The 13,440-nt window shown below is 63.2% G+C and carries 11 protein-coding genes; 6 read left to right on the top strand and 5 right to left on the bottom strand.

Annotated features, from left to right (window positions below):
• Positions 1 to 52: 52 nt before the first annotated feature.
• Positions 53 to 1,066 (bottom strand): taurine ABC transporter substrate-binding protein, encoded by a 1,014-nt coding sequence (gene tauA / locus ACYG9Y_RS25290; RefSeq protein WP_023710332.1) that lies wholly within the window; start codon positions 1,064 to 1,066, stop codon positions 53 to 55.
• A 232-nt stretch (positions 1,067 to 1,298) separates the two neighbouring features.
• On the opposite strand from tauA, the gene ACYG9Y_RS25285 reads away from it, so the two are divergent.
• The 6 genes from ACYG9Y_RS25285 to ACYG9Y_RS25260 all read left to right on the top strand — a co-directional run bounded on the left by ACYG9Y_RS25285 (position 1,299) and on the right by ACYG9Y_RS25260 (position 6,900).
• Positions 1,299 to 1,460, top strand: coding sequence for a hypothetical protein (locus ACYG9Y_RS25285; RefSeq protein ID WP_023740227.1), 162 nt, complete (start codon positions 1,299 to 1,301; stop codon positions 1,458 to 1,460).
• A gap of 416 nt (positions 1,461 to 1,876) precedes the next feature.
• Entirely contained in the window at positions 1,877 to 2,353 is a 477-nt protein-coding gene (locus tag ACYG9Y_RS25280; RefSeq protein ID WP_023692934.1) for an RrF2 family transcriptional regulator, read from the top strand.
• Between the two features lie 16 nt (positions 2,354 to 2,369).
• Complete coding sequence (locus ACYG9Y_RS25275) at positions 2,370 to 3,737, top strand: FAD/NAD(P)-binding protein (protein WP_023672083.1); 1,368 nt, start codon at positions 2,370 to 2,372, stop codon at positions 3,735 to 3,737.
• 227 nt (positions 3,738 to 3,964) lie between these two features.
• Positions 3,965 to 5,398 (top strand): pyridoxal-phosphate dependent enzyme, encoded by a 1,434-nt coding sequence (locus ACYG9Y_RS25270; RefSeq protein ID WP_023740228.1) that lies wholly within the window; start codon positions 3,965 to 3,967, stop codon positions 5,396 to 5,398.
• Positions 5,395 to 6,576, top strand: a complete 1,182-nt coding sequence (locus ACYG9Y_RS25265) for a trans-sulfuration enzyme family protein (protein WP_023698084.1) — start codon at positions 5,395 to 5,397, stop codon at positions 6,574 to 6,576. Before ACYG9Y_RS25270 ends, ACYG9Y_RS25265 begins: the two co-directional genes overlap by 4 nt.
• Positions 6,577 to 6,708: 132 nt before the next feature.
• Positions 6,709 to 6,900, top strand: coding sequence for a hypothetical protein (locus tag ACYG9Y_RS25260; RefSeq protein ID WP_196814852.1), 192 nt, complete (start codon positions 6,709 to 6,711; stop codon positions 6,898 to 6,900).
• A 39-nt stretch (positions 6,901 to 6,939) separates the two neighbouring features.
• Here the strand turns inward: ACYG9Y_RS25260 and ACYG9Y_RS25255 are convergent, their stop codons facing one another.
• The 4 genes from ACYG9Y_RS25255 to ACYG9Y_RS25240 all read right to left on the bottom strand — a co-directional run bounded on the left by ACYG9Y_RS25255 (position 6,940) and on the right by ACYG9Y_RS25240 (position 13,428).
• Positions 6,940 to 7,245: a UBP-type zinc finger domain-containing protein gene (locus ACYG9Y_RS25255; protein WP_023672079.1), complete on the bottom strand. Its 306-nt coding sequence runs from the start codon at positions 7,243 to 7,245 to the stop codon at positions 6,940 to 6,942.
• Positions 7,245 to 8,912: an FAD-dependent oxidoreductase gene (locus tag ACYG9Y_RS25250; protein WP_023740229.1), complete on the bottom strand. Its 1,668-nt coding sequence runs from the start codon at positions 8,910 to 8,912 to the stop codon at positions 7,245 to 7,247. The genes ACYG9Y_RS25255 and ACYG9Y_RS25250 overlap by 1 nt, the downstream gene beginning before the upstream one ends.
• A gap of 233 nt (positions 8,913 to 9,145) precedes the next feature.
• Positions 9,146 to 12,289 (bottom strand): amino acid permease, encoded by a 3,144-nt coding sequence (locus ACYG9Y_RS25245; RefSeq protein WP_050593168.1) that lies wholly within the window; start codon positions 12,287 to 12,289, stop codon positions 9,146 to 9,148.
• 932 nt (positions 12,290 to 13,221) lie between these two features.
• Positions 13,222 to 13,428, bottom strand: coding sequence for a hypothetical protein (locus ACYG9Y_RS25240; protein WP_023681214.1), 207 nt, complete (start codon positions 13,426 to 13,428; stop codon positions 13,222 to 13,224).
• Positions 13,429 to 13,440 lie beyond the last annotated feature (12 nt).

The following is a 13,440-nucleotide window of genomic DNA, read 5'->3' as shown; positions in this document are numbered from 1 at the left end:
TCCAGGAAAAGTGTGAAGCGGTTTTCCGTCCGGAATTGCGTAAAACAGAAGATCAGTTCGAGGCCAGAGCCTCGGTCACGTATTTCGACGACACGTATTTCGAATAGTCGGGCAGCACGGCGTCGATCTTGCCCTGCTCCTTGAGGAAGGCCGAAGCTGCCTCGATCGCCTTGACCGTGCCGCCGCCGAGGAATTTGTCGGAAGCCTGCTCTTCCAATGTCGGGAAGACGTAACCCTTGAGGAGCTGCGGCACCTCTTCCAGTTTGGCGCCGGTGATCTTGGCGATCTTGGCCGCTTCCGGCGACGAAACCGACCATGCCTCGGGCTTGGCCAGGAACTGGGCATAGGATTCGCCGGTCACCTTGACGAAATCGCGCACGGCGTCCGGGTTCTTTTCGGCGAAGTCGGTGCGCACGATCCAGGCGTCGAAGGTCGGCGCGCCCCAGGCGGCAACCTGCGAGGAATCCAGCACCACCTTGCCTGTCGTCTTGATCTGGCCGAGCGCCGGATCCCAGACATAGGCCGCGTCTATGTCGCCGCGAGCGAACGCGGCGGCTATTTCCGGTGGCCTGAGATTAAGGATTTCGACCGACTTCGGGTCGACGTTTTCGTGCTTCAGCGCGGCAAGCAGGCTGTAATGCGTGGTCGACACGAACGGCACCGCCACCTTCTTGCCGGCGAGGTCGGCGATCTTCTCGATGCCGGATCCATTGCGGGCGACCAGCGCCTCGGACTGGCCGATCAGGCCGACGACAAAGATGGTCTGGATCGGCAGTTCGCGGCTGGCGGCCGCGGCCAGCGGACTCGAGCCGACATAGCCGATATCGACCGAACCGGATGCAACGGCGGCGATGACATCGGCGCCCGAATCGAATTTGCGCCAGTCGATCGTGGCCTTGGTCGCCTTTTCATAGGCGCCGTCGGCCTGCGCTACTTTGGAAGGTTCGACCACCGTCTGGTAGCCGATGGTGATGTTGAGGTCCTGCGCCTGGGCCGGGCCGAGGAAGGCCGCACCCGCCAAAGCTGCCGACGACAGGAGGACAATGCGTCGCGAAATGCTGGACATGAAAGGCTCCATGAAAAATGAGAAAAACCGGATGCCTGTTCATAGTCAGCTAATTCTATCATTCTTGTAGAGTTAAATCCTTCCAAGCAAGAAGCACTTGTTAGAAAAAAACCACCGGCTGATGCGGGCGCGGTGACCGGCCCGTGTCGAACCGTGCGCAAACGCAAACGGCGCCCGAAAGGTGCTGAAGAGTTGGTGGTCCTGCCAACCCTGGCTACGGAAGAGGCCTGATTTGGTGCTCGGCGCGCCGCTTGCGGCCTGCCGCAGGATCGATGTCGAGCCGTTGAGCCTCACCGACTTCCGCAGCGACGGCCACCGCTGGATGCTGCGCTCAAGCGGCGTGCCGGTGGCCGCCAAGGCCGCCCGGTCTCAGAGCGACAACGCGGCGTCCTGATATCGGGCGCAGGGCGGCGCCCGAGTTGTCGGGAGTCATGTTTCGCCGATCCGCGGGCTGCGACCCAAAATTCCTGGCAAAGCCCCAAATGGCGCAAATCCATGCTGTAAAAGACGGTTGATTTGAAAACACGTTCCGCGTGTTCGACGGTAAGTATAGTAATCTTATCGACATTGGGAGCAGGAGCCGCCGCTCATCGCCGCTATCGCTCGCGGCTGGCTGTGACCTTAACGGCACAAAGCCTTGCCAAAGTGGCCCCTGCGGCGTGAAAACGAAGCAAAATCAAGGTTTCTCGGCTTGTATATCATGTCAGTAGAATTTATGTGTCGAAGCAGCTTGCACGCGGCGGGGAGGCACGTCAGGCGTTTCGCAACCGATGGTTTTGGGCCATCGCCTGACAGAGAAACATTCGGTCTATGCTCACCAAAAAAGGCAAGTACGGCCTCAAGGCGCTGGTCCATCTGGCGCAACTGCCGACGGGACAGCTCGCCTTTGTCGGCGACATCGCCAGCGGCAACAACATTCCGAAGAAATTCCTCGACGCCATTCTGGGCGAATTGCGCAATGCCGGTTTCGTCCAGAGCCGCAAGGGCAAGGATGGCGGCTATCGCTTGGCGCGCCCGGCCGACGAGATCAAGGTCGGCCATGTCGTGCGCGTCCTCGACGGACCGCTGGCGCCCATCCCCTGCGCCAGCCGCACTCAGTATCAGCGCTGTGAAGACTGCAATGAGGCGACATGCCAAGTCCGACATCTGATGCTCGAGGTCCGGCAGGCGATCGCCGAGGTGCTCGACCAGCGCACGCTGGCCGAGATGCGCGACATCGTCCTCGACGACCTTCCGGTCGCGAGGGACATCGACGAGCTTGCGCCGGCGCAAAAGGTCCCCGCCTGATCCTGAGCGTGCTCGCATGAGCGTCGCGCGCGCCAATTCGATCATCCGCAGCTCGATCATCATCGTCGGTGGCGGCGCCAGCGGCGTCGTGTTGGCCGCGCATCTGCTGAAGTCGCCCAACCCGGACCTTCGCGTCACGCTGATCGAAAAGCGTCCGCATTTCGGCCAGGGCATCGCCTATTCGACGCTCTTATCGGCGCACGTGCTGAATGTCAGCGCCGCGGGGATGAGCGCCTATGCCGACGATCCCCTGAATTTCTGGCGCTGGTTGCAGGGGCGCGGCCTGATAAGCCAGGAACAGACGCCGCAGACACCCTTCTATGCACCGCGCAGCGTCTATGCCCGCTACCTCAAGGAAGTGCTCGACGAGCTCGAAGCGCGCGAAAAGGAAACCGGCCGTCTCAGGCTGATTCGCGAGGAAAGCCTGTCGATCTCGCCGACATCGTCCGGCGTCGAAGTTGTGCTGGCCAACGGCACCAGCGTCGTCGCGCATCTGGCGGTGCTTGCCACCGGCCATGACGAGCAGCCCGGCGCCGGCCAAGGGCACGCAATCCGCATGGGCACCGAGGCCGACACCGCGCTCGATCCTGAAGCCCGCGTGCTGGTGCTGGGCACCGGGCTCAGCATGGTCGATGCCTTTCTGTCGCTCGAGCAGCGCGGCCATCGCGGCGAGATCGTCGCCGTGTCGCGGCGCGGCCTGCTGCCGTCGCCCCACCGCAAGGGCAACCCGATCAAGCTCGACGTCGCCGACATTCCGCTCGGCACGCAGCTCTCCTATTTCGTCGGCTGGTTCCGCGACCTGATCCGCGAAAACCAGAAGGCCGGCATCGACTGGCGCGACGTCGTCGATGGGCTGCGACCCTTCAACCAGAAGATCTGGCAGAACTGGCCGTCCTCGGCCAAGCGCCGCTTCGTCGAGCACACCAAGGCCTGGTGGGACATCCATCGCCATCGGCTGGCGCCCGAGGTGCATGCCCGCGTCACCGAGGCGGTGCGCACCGGCCGCATCCGCCCGGTCGCCGGCCGTGTCGTCGGCATCGAGGCTGGCGATGGATTCACCGTCGGCATCCAGTCTCGCCACACAAAGGCGCTGGAAACGCTGCAGGTCGCCCGCATCTATGATTGCACCGGCATCGCCCGCGACATCTCGACGACGTCGAACAGCGTCGTGCGCTCGCTGGTCGACCGCGGCCTGGCGCGGCCCGACCCGCTGCGGCTTGGCCTCGATGTAACGGCCAAGTGCGAAATCATCGCCGGCGACGGCACCGCATCGGCCAAGATCCTCGCCGTCGGGCCGCTGACCCGCGGCACCTTCTTCGAGATCGACGCCATCCCCGACATCCGCGTGCAATGCGCTAGGCTGAGCAAGCAGCTGCTAGGGTAAAGCTGTTGACGTCGGCGGGATAGCACGCCCCTCAGAGGGGGGTGGGAAGGATCGCTACGGAGGGTGTTGGGCTTGAGTCCAAAGCCGGCCTAAAACTGGAATTCCATTCCCCCTCTCGCCGGTTGATTGGCACGATCTACCTTCTTTCCGACTGCAAACGGCCGGAAAAGAAGCTACGCTGCCGCTCTGCCCCCGAGGCGGTCGCTTGTTCAAGGGAGCACATCGATATGAGCGAGCACGGAATAGCTGCGCCAGGCAGTTCGGACGGCGCGTTATCCCGCCTGCGTCCGCCCTACGCCTCGGTGCTCGACCTCATCGGCCAGACGCCGGTGGTCGAACTGACCAAATTCGACACCGGCAAGTGCCGGCTGTTCATCAAGCTGGAAAGCCAGAATCCAGGCGGCTCGATCAAGGACCGCATTGCGCTGTCGATGATTGCCGCGGCCGAGAAGGAAGGCAAGCTCAAGCGCGGCGGCACCATCGTCGAGGCGACCGCCGGGAATACCGGCCTCGGCCTCGCCCAGGTCGGCATCCCCAAGGGCTACCGCATCATCCTCGTCGTGCCCGACAAGATGTCGCGCGAAAAGATTCAGCATCTGCGCGCGCTCGGCGCCGAAGTGCGCATGACGCGCTCCGATGTCGGCAAGGGCCATGCCGAATATTACCAGGACATGGCCGAGAAGATCGCATCGGAAACGCCCGGCGCCTTCTACGCCAACCAGTTCGCCAACCCGGCCAACCCCGAGGCGCATGAGACCACCACCGGACCGGAAATCCTTGCCCAGCTCGACGGCGACCTCGACGCCGTGGTCGCCGGCGTCGGCTCCGGCGGCACGCTGACCGGGCTTGGCCGCTACTTCGCCAGAACATCGCCGAAGACCGAAATGGTGCTGGCCGATCCCGTCGGATCGGTGCTGGCGCCGCTGATCAAGACCGGCAAGATGGAAGAGGCCGGCAGCTGGACCGTCGAAGGCATCGGCGAGGATTTTGTGCCGCCCAATGCCGATCTGTCGCTGGTCAGGAAAGCCTATTCCATCCCAGACAAGCAGAGCATGCTGGCCGTGCGGGACCTGCTTTCGAAGGAAGGCATTCTCGCCGGCTCGTCTTCCGGCACGCTGCTGTCGGCCGCGCTTCGCTATTGCCGCGAGCAGACGACAGCAAAACGCGTCGTCACCTTCGTCTGCGACAGCGGCAACAAATATCTGTCCAAGGTGTTCGACGATTTCTGGCTGGCCGAGCAGGGGCTGGCCGAACAGGAACAGCATGGCGATCTGCGCGACCTCGTCATGCGCTCGCACCGCACCGGCGACACCGTTTATGTCGGCCCCGACGAAAGCCTGCTCAACGCCTATGGCCGCATGCGCCGCTCCGATGTCTCGCAGCTGCCGGTGCTGGACAATGGCAAGCTGGTCGGCATTATCGATGAGGGCGATATATTGGCCAAGGTCGACGGCCCCTATGAAGGCCGCTGGGACCGCTTCAACGCTCCGGTGCGCACCGCCATGACCTCCAATCTGCACACGCTGCAGGCCAGCCAGACGCTGGATGCGCTGCTGCCGGTGTTCGACCGCAACGAGGTCGCCATCATCTTCGATGGCGACGAGTTCGTCGGCCTGATAACCCGTATCGACCTGATCAACCATTTGAGGCGCGCACGATGACTGCTGAAACACCCCCATCGGGCAAGAACCGCCTGGCTTTTTCCACGCGCACCATCCATGGCGGCCAGAGCCATGACCCGCTGACCGGCGCGGTGATGGTGCCGATCTACGCGACCTCGACCTATGGCCAGCAGTCGCCCGGCGTGCACAAGGGGTTCGAGTACGCCCGCAGCCAAAACCCGACCCGCTTCGCCTTCGAGCGCGCGGTGGCCGATCTCGAAAGCGGCTCGGCCGCCTTTGCATTCGCGTCCGGCCTGGCGGCGATCTCGACCGTGCTCGAGCTGCTCGACAGCGGCGCCCATATCGTTGCAACCGACGACATCTATGGCGGCTCGTTCCGGCTGATGGAGCGGGTGCGCAAGCGCTCGGCCAATCTGCAGGTGAGTTTTGTGGACTTCACCGATCTGGCGGCGGTGGAAGCAGCGATTCGCCCGGAGACAAAACTGCTCTGGGTCGAAACTCCGACCAATCCGCTGCTGCGCATCGTCGACCTCGAAGGCGTTGCGGCACTCGCCAGGCGCAAGGGCGTATTGACGGTCGCCGACAACACGTTCTGCAGCCCCTACATCCAGCGGCCGCTGGAACTCGGCATCGACATCGTCGTGCACTCGACGACGAAATATCTCAACGGCCATTCCGACATGGTCGGCGGCGTCGCCATCGTCGGCGACAACAAGGACCTCGCCGCCCAGCTGAAATTCCTGCAGAACGCCATCGGAGCCATCTCCGGTCCCTTCGACAGTTTTCTCGCGCTGCGCGGCATCAAGACACTGGCGCTCAGGATGGAGCGGCATTCCACGAACGGCCTGAAGATTGCGCAGTGGCTGGAGGCGCGAAAAGATGTGCGCCGCGTCGTCTATCCCGGCCTGGCCAGCCATCCGCAGCACGCCATCGCCGTCCAACAGATGCATGCCTTCGGCGGCATGATCTCGGTCGACCTCGACCGCGACCTCGCCGGCACCAAACGCTTCCTGGAACGGACGCAACTGTTCACGCTGGCTGAAAGCCTCGGCGGCGTCGAAAGCCTGATCGAACACCCGGCGCTGATGACGCACGGCTCGATCCCGGCGGAAAAGCGCGCGGAAATCGGCATTTCGGATTCGCTGGTGCGGTTGTCGGCGGGGATAGAGGATGGCGATGATCTGATCGCCGACCTGGACCAGGCGCTGCGGGGGTAGGCGTACCGGATGCGTACCGATGACAATGAGGGGCGGCGCTGACCGTCGAGATTAAATCCCAATCCGCCGCGCGTTAACACATTCAGCAGCCTTTGCTTAACTCTTCGCCGCTATGTCCCGCCCCGGGGAGGCATGGCGAGAGTGAGTGTGATGGACAACAACCCGGAAAAGCGCAGCGAATGGCGCGCCATTTTTTATGTGCAGGCCCGCGTGGCCATCCTGTTTGTCCCGGTCGTCGCCAGCCTTCTGATCATTGCCGCTCTTGCCGGCAACGACCACAGTTCCGACGCCCTCGACCGCACGGTTACGGGCTCGGTGAAATAGCGGCACGGCCGTCGGCTTGCCTGCCCGGGAACGGCCGCCTCAGAAAAACTTCGGGATCGGGCCGTTCTGCGGCGTCACGTCGCCTTCCAGATCGATGAACGCCTCGTCGACAAAGCACCAGGCCCAGCCTTCCGGCGGGTCGTAGCCTTCGATGATCGGGTGCTTGGTGGCGTGGAAATGCTTGGTGGCGTGGCGGTTGGGCGAGTCGTCGCAGCAGCCGACATGGCCGCAGGTGCGGCAGAGCCTGAGATGCACCCACATCGAGCCGCTCTTCAGGCATTCCTCGCAGCCGAGCGCGCTCGGCGTCACCGTCTTGATGTCGCGCGTGTGTTTGCATTCATCCATTATGCTCTCCTGGCCAGTTCGGGCGCTGCTGCGTCGGGTCGCGCGAGATAGGCGTGCAAGGCAGCCACCACCTGGGCGCCTTCGCCGACGGCGGCGGCGACCCGCTTGACCGAGCCGGAGCGCACGTCGCCAATGGCGAACACGCCGCTGCGGCTGGTCTCCATCTGGCCCGCCCCTATGTCGGCGCCGGTGCGCACGAAGCCCCTGGCGTCGAGCGCGATATCGCACCCAGCCAGCCAATCGGTGTTGGGGTCGGCGCCGATGAACAGGAAGAGATGCTGGATCGGCCGCATCTCGACGCCGCCGGGGTTGCGCCAACGCAACTGGGTGAGATTGCCGCCTTCGCCTTCCAGCGCCTCGATCTCGGTCTCGCCAAGCACCTCGATGTTGGGTTGCGCCTCGATACGCTCGACCAGATAGCGCGACATGGTTTCCCTGAGGCCGCCGCGGCGCGCCAGCATCGTCACCTTGCGCACCTGGCTGGCGAGATAGACCGCCGCCTGCCCCGCCGAATTGCCGGCGCCGACCAGCGCCACTTCTTGCCCTGTGCATAGCCGCGCCTCGATCGGCGAGGCCCAGTAATGCACCGACGTGCCCTCGAACTCGGCCAGCTTGGCGATGTCGAGGCGGCGGTAGCGCGCGCCGCTGGCGATCACCACCGTGCGTGCGCGCAGGCTTTCACCGTCGCCGACGGTAAGCGTGTAGCCCTCGCCTGCTGCACCGAGCAGCTTGGCCTCGTCGGGGATGACTATTTCGACGCCGAATTTCTGCGCCTGGTTGTAGGCGCGCGCCATCAGCGCCATGCCGGAAATGCCGGTGGGGAAACCCAGATAGTTCTCGATGCGCGCGGAGGCGCCGGCCTGGCCGCCGAAGGCGCGGCAATCGAGCACGATGGTCGACAGCCCTTCGGATGCCGCATAGACCGCGGCCGCCAGCCCCGCCGGCCCGGCCCCGACAATGGCGACGTCATAGACCATGTCGGGATCGATCGGCCGCAGCAGGCCGATGCAGCGGGCAAGTTCGGTTTCGCCGGGATTGTGCATCAGCTTGCCGTTGGGGCAGAGCACGATCGGCAGATGGTGCGGGTCAACATGAAAATGCTCAATCAGCGTCTTGGCGCACGGGTCGCTGTCGGAATCGAGCGCGCGGTGCGGCTGGCCGCTGCGGCGCAGAAATCCCTGCAGCCGCAGCGTGTCGCCATTGCCGGCCGGGCCGATGACGACCGGCCCGCTCGAGCCGCTTTCCAGAAGCCCGACGCGGCGCAGGATCAGCGCCCGCATGATCCGCTCGCCAAGGCTTGCCTCCTGCACCAGCAGGTCGCGCAGCCGCTGCGAGGGGATGACGAAGGCCTCGACCGGCTCGGCCGCCTCCGCATTGACCAGCGACGGCCGGCTGGAAAGCTGCGCCAGCTCGCCGATGAAATTGCCGGGACCATGAGTGACGATGGTCTCGCGCCGGCCGGGCCTGGCATCCTGGGTGATATCGACCGTGCCCGACAGGATGACGATCAGCCCCGGCGCCACGGTGCCGGCGGTGACGATGTGCTCGCCGGCGGCATAGGAACTCGCCTCGCCGAACCGGCGCATGCGCTCGATATCGGCGTCGCCCAGGATGGGAAACATCTGGTCGCGGCGGGTGACGGTGATCGGCTGGGTGGGTGGGGCCATAGGTGCGAGCGTAGCGCCACGGCCGCCGGGTTTGAAGTGGTTTGTTGGGGGACTGGCCGGAAGGGGAGGTGGCTCCCGCGCCAGCTGGTTCGGAGCTTCGCATGGCCCCGCGCTGCAAGGCAAACAGCGCGCCGACCAGTGCGACCTTTATAAGGGCGAGCCCGAGCAGTACCGCCAGCAGTCCTCGCTCACCAGTATGCTGCAAGAGCAGCGCGCCGACGGTCGGCGCCGGGCTATCGCGTTACGCCAAGCGCCTGAGGTGCGGTGGTATCCTCGGGCTCCCCGAAGGCAGATCGTGGCGAAATCCCATTCGTCACATCTTTGTAGAGCGCTATCGGATGCGGGCGCCCCACCAGATATCCTTGGATTTCGGGACATCCTTCCTTCATCAGGAAGGCACGCTCGTCCTCTGTTTCGACACCCTCCGCGATGACAGGCAAGGTCAGCGCATTCCCCAGGCTGAGTATCGTGCGCACGATGGCCGCCGATTGGACATTCGAACCGACACCCGAAACAAAACTGCGATCTATCTTGATCTTGTCGAATGGAAACGCCTGCAACGAGGACAGCGAGGCATATCCCGTGCCAAAATCATCCATCGAGACCCTGACGCCCAACGCCTTCAACCTCCGCAAAACCGACAAGGCAGTTGCCCGGTCGCGGATGAGAACCCCTTCCGTGATTTCCAGTTCCAGCCGCCCTGGAGCAAGGCCGGTCTCGTAGAGGATAGAGTGAACGAGGCCTACCAGGTCCCCGAAACGGAATTGCACGGGAGAGAGGTTCACGGCGATCTGCAGCGGTGAGGGCCAGGAGGCCGCGTCTCTGCACGCCTGCCTGAGCGTCCATTCACCTATCTCAACGATCGTGCCATCCTGTTCGGCAAGCGAGACAAACGCGTTTGGGGAGATGAGCCCATGCTTTGGATGGTGCCATCGGGCGAGTGCCTCGAAGCCGAAGATTTCGCCGTCCATCCTGGCTTGCGGCTGATAATGAAGCACAAGTTCGCCATGGGCGACCGCAGAGCGCAAATCTCGCTGCAAGGCGTAGCGCTCTCTTAGCCGCTTATCCATCTCAGGATCGAAGAATTGCACCATTCGACGACCGTCCGCCTTGGCCCGGTAGAGCGCTGCGTCGGCATTTGCCATCAGCGCCGCTGCATTCTCTCCGTCTTTCGGATAGATCGCCGCCCCGATGCTCACCCCGATCGAAATGTGCTGGCCCCGGATTTCGAATTTGCCTGCCGCCGATTCGAACAGACGGTCCGCAACGTCCTTGGCACTCGCGGACCGGTCATCCATGGCCAGGACAACCGTGAATTCGTCGCCACCCATGCGCGCGATAAAGGCCTCAGGCGCCGCGGTTTGGAGACGCCGGGAAATGGTGCAAAGCAGATCGTCGCCGGCGGCGTGCCCGAAAACGTCGTTCGCCTCTTTAAAATGGTCAAGGTCGATGCTGAAGACGGCAAAGCTGGCGTGCGTTGCTTTTGCGCGCTCGAGCGTCGTGGCCAGGTGTGCTGCAAGCGCGGCTCGGTTCGCCAGGCCGGTAAGCGGATCGTGGTGCGCGAGATGCGCGATTTCCTCGTGCCGTGCCATCAGTTCGGTGCGCGCTACGTTCATGTTCTCGCGCGCGTCGTCCAGGCCGTGGGCGGCTTCCCTCACCTTGTCCTGGAGCAGGTTGAAGCTTTCGGCCATCTCTCCAAGTTCGTCACGAGAGTTTACCGTAACCGGCATGATATTCACGGAGGCATGCGCCGCAGCGAGGTCTCCCCGCCCCAGGGCGACCATGGCGAGAGAGAAATCCTTCAGCGTTCCGGATGTCAGACGCTTTGCCGCGTTGCTCACCTCGGTCGCCGAATGGGTGATCATTCCCGGCAAGATCAGGCCAACGCTGATGGTCAGCAGCGCGACAACGACAAAAATGTCCTCCAGCGCGGCTACCAATGAAGTGTCGCCTTGGGGAACGCTGCCGATCGCCAGGAAATAGCCGGCACCGTCAAGCACGAGCACAAAAAGCATGGCTCCGGTAAGCTTCAGGTGAAGCGTATGTGGCAGCAAGGGTAGACCGAGTGCGTATCGATCCTCCATAGCGCGCCAGGCGTAGAGCGCAGCACCCGAATATGCCAAAGCCAGACCGAACAGGACGGTAGGAAGGCCAAATTGCTGAAATCCCAGTATGGCGGTCAACAGCCATATTGCAGCCGCGCCTACGCCAAGGATGATCGTTCCCCTGGGAGCCCGGAAGGGTCGCTCGGCTTCGGGACTATCACGGCGCAAGAGCCAGACTGCGATGTTTGGCATGCAGATGCTGATCAGGTACGTAAAATTGGCCGCGGCGATCATCCAGAGCGGATACCCGCACAGCATGAAGCCGATTGCCGCGGCAGCTGTGAGCAGCGTTGCCGCCCAGGGACAATCTGTTGAGGTGCGCCTGGCCAGGAAGCTCGGCAGCAGGCCGTCTTCGCTCAGCTGCGCAAGGGTCCGCGCGGCGCCTGCCAATGGCTGCAACGTTCCATGGAACATGTTCAGCATGATGAGCCAGATGGCGGCCGCCTTGCCGAAACTCCCCAACAAGGGCGCAAAGGTGGGCCCGAGAGCTATGGCGAGGTCGGTGCCGAGCGGCTCCGGCCCGAGCACACCCAGCCAGACAACCGGCAGGACCAGGAAATAGACGCCGGCCATTGCGGCGCTGGCCCACATCGCCAGAGGAATGTTGCGGTTGGGATCGATGGTTTCGCCAACATGGCAGGCTGCAGCCTCAAATGCCGGTGCGGCAAACCCGATCAGGTACAGTCCCGCCATCACCGACGTGATATCGCCGAACAGGCCGGTAAACGGGCTGGTCAGGGCAAAATCCGTCGCCTGCCGCCAGTCGACCGAGCCACTGATGACCGGGACGAGGGATGAGAGAAACGCAAGCGTCGCGGAGGCAGTGGCGATCGGGATCGCCAGTTGGACCACCCACTTGATTCCACACAGGTTGACCGCCGTAAAGAATGCGATGAGCCCGCAGGCGACCGCCTCCACGGGGAGGCCCGGCAGGTACCATTGCTGGATTGCAGACGCTGAAAGAACCGCTGTCAGTCCGCAGGTCGGCACCCAACCCCACCAATAGCAGGTGCCCGTCAGAGCCGAGAGAACGGGACTGTAAGGTCGGAAGGCTTCGGCGCACGCTGCAGAGATACCGCCGACGCGGTTTGGCCACATGAGAACCAATTCGGTCCACGCAGGCGCGGCGGCCCAGCCTAGAAGCAGACCAACAACGAGCAAAGGAACCGCAGCGCTTCCTTGACCGGGAATATTCCCCTGACCGACAAAAAGGGCGGCAATCAGAAACAGGCTTTGATTGCTGCCACCCATGGCGAGCGCTGTCGTGCCCATCCATCCCAAGGTTCTCGGGTGCGGTCGTGAAGGCGTGAGGCCCGGCATTCAGAGACATCCATTCGAGTGCGGAGCGCTGTCTGACTGGCGAATGTAACCTGCGGAGATATGTCTGTCGAACGTCGCGCTCCCGAAGTCAAAGTTGGACCTTAGGTGAGACGTATTAAGACTTCGTACCAAACCAGATCCGCCCGATGATCGCTGTCAACTTGCGGTAGCTGCGGTTCAATCATGCTGATGCCGGCCCGAATGGATCGATCTCCTCCGATCCGGGATACATATCAATTTTATCTAATCGCCCACTATGAGGGATAGTCGCGAATACAGCCTAATATTGATTATTATCGACAAATCTCGTGATTGCGGGGCGCCATCATTCGAAACGGCGGCTGAAGTCGACTGTAGATCGCTAAGCACATTGACCGCTGTTGACTTCGTACCTCGCCATCGTGGGGGCAAGCACCGAGACTTCACGCCGTGCCTCAAGTTGGAGCTAACTTGTGCGAGCACGCCGCATAGCCCCGCGTTGCAGGGCAAACAGCGCGCCGACCACGCTGGGCGCGGCGGTCGGCCTTGGCGCGCTGGTGGGTCCTTCCCAGGCCGGCGCCCGTACGGTCGATATGGCGATCGCTCGCTACCATCATCCGATCTGCACCAAACTGGCCTCGGTGACATTTCTGACCATAGGCGTGGCGACGCTCTGGACCGGCCTGCCCGGTTCTGCCGGCCGCGGTGATTTTCTATGGCGCCCGCATCGGCTAGCATGGCCGAGTATCGTCACATGCGGCGACATGGTGTTCTGGACGATGCTTGAGCGCGACGCGACCTCGCCAGCGGGCACGCCTTCGACGCCGGCCCGTAGCAGGAATGTGTTCAGCACCAGAACACTTGGGATCAGCGTTGCGGGAGCCTGCACACGTGAGTACTCCGCCTCACAAGCCTTCCGGCTGGTCCTCGAGGACGAACGACGCTGCAATCAGGTCATCGCCGCTGATGCGGCCACTGCCGCCAACCATGATGGATGCGACTTTCTGAAAGGTCTTCATGTCGGCCTCTGTTATGCGCGCATCGCGCATTCTCGCCCTGAGAGAACCCAAGCGGGTATCAAGGGCTGGCGATGTCTCGACGTCATCGATCATCTTCGATCATCC

Source organism: Mesorhizobium sp. W050, from assembly GCF_054719535.1.
The sequence above is the reverse complement of the archived record's forward strand: the minus strand, read 5'-3'. Positions and strand labels throughout refer to the sequence as shown.

Bases quoted from the DNA above. Each gene is read 5' to 3' on its own strand.
- ACYG9Y_RS25250 (WP_023740229.1), bottom strand. From the start codon at position 8,912: ATGGCCCCACCCACCCAGCCGATCACCGTCACCCGCCGCGACCAGATG.
- ACYG9Y_RS25265 (WP_023698084.1), top strand. From the start codon at position 5,395: ATGACTGCTGAAACACCCCCATCGGGCAAGAACCGCCTGGCTTTTTCC.
- ACYG9Y_RS25280 (WP_023692934.1), top strand. From the start codon at position 1,877: ATGCTCACCAAAAAAGGCAAGTACGGCCTCAAGGCGCTGGTCCATCTG.
- ACYG9Y_RS25270 (WP_023740228.1), top strand. From the start codon at position 3,965: ATGAGCGAGCACGGAATAGCTGCGCCAGGCAGTTCGGACGGCGCGTTA.
- ACYG9Y_RS25275 (WP_023672083.1), top strand. From the start codon at position 2,370: ATGAGCGTCGCGCGCGCCAATTCGATCATCCGCAGCTCGATCATCATC.
- ACYG9Y_RS25240 (WP_023681214.1), bottom strand. From the start codon at position 13,428: ATGATCGATGACGTCGAGACATCGCCAGCCCTTGATACCCGCTTGGGT.
- ACYG9Y_RS25255 (WP_023672079.1), bottom strand. From the start codon at position 7,245: ATGGATGAATGCAAACACACGCGCGACATCAAGACGGTGACGCCGAGC.
- ACYG9Y_RS25260 (WP_196814852.1), top strand. From the start codon at position 6,709: ATGGCGAGAGTGAGTGTGATGGACAACAACCCGGAAAAGCGCAGCGAA.
- tauA (WP_023710332.1), bottom strand. From the start codon at position 1,066: ATGTCCAGCATTTCGCGACGCATTGTCCTCCTGTCGTCGGCAGCTTTG.
- ACYG9Y_RS25245 (WP_050593168.1), bottom strand. From the start codon at position 12,289: ATGGGCACGACAGCGCTCGCCATGGGTGGCAGCAATCAAAGCCTGTTT.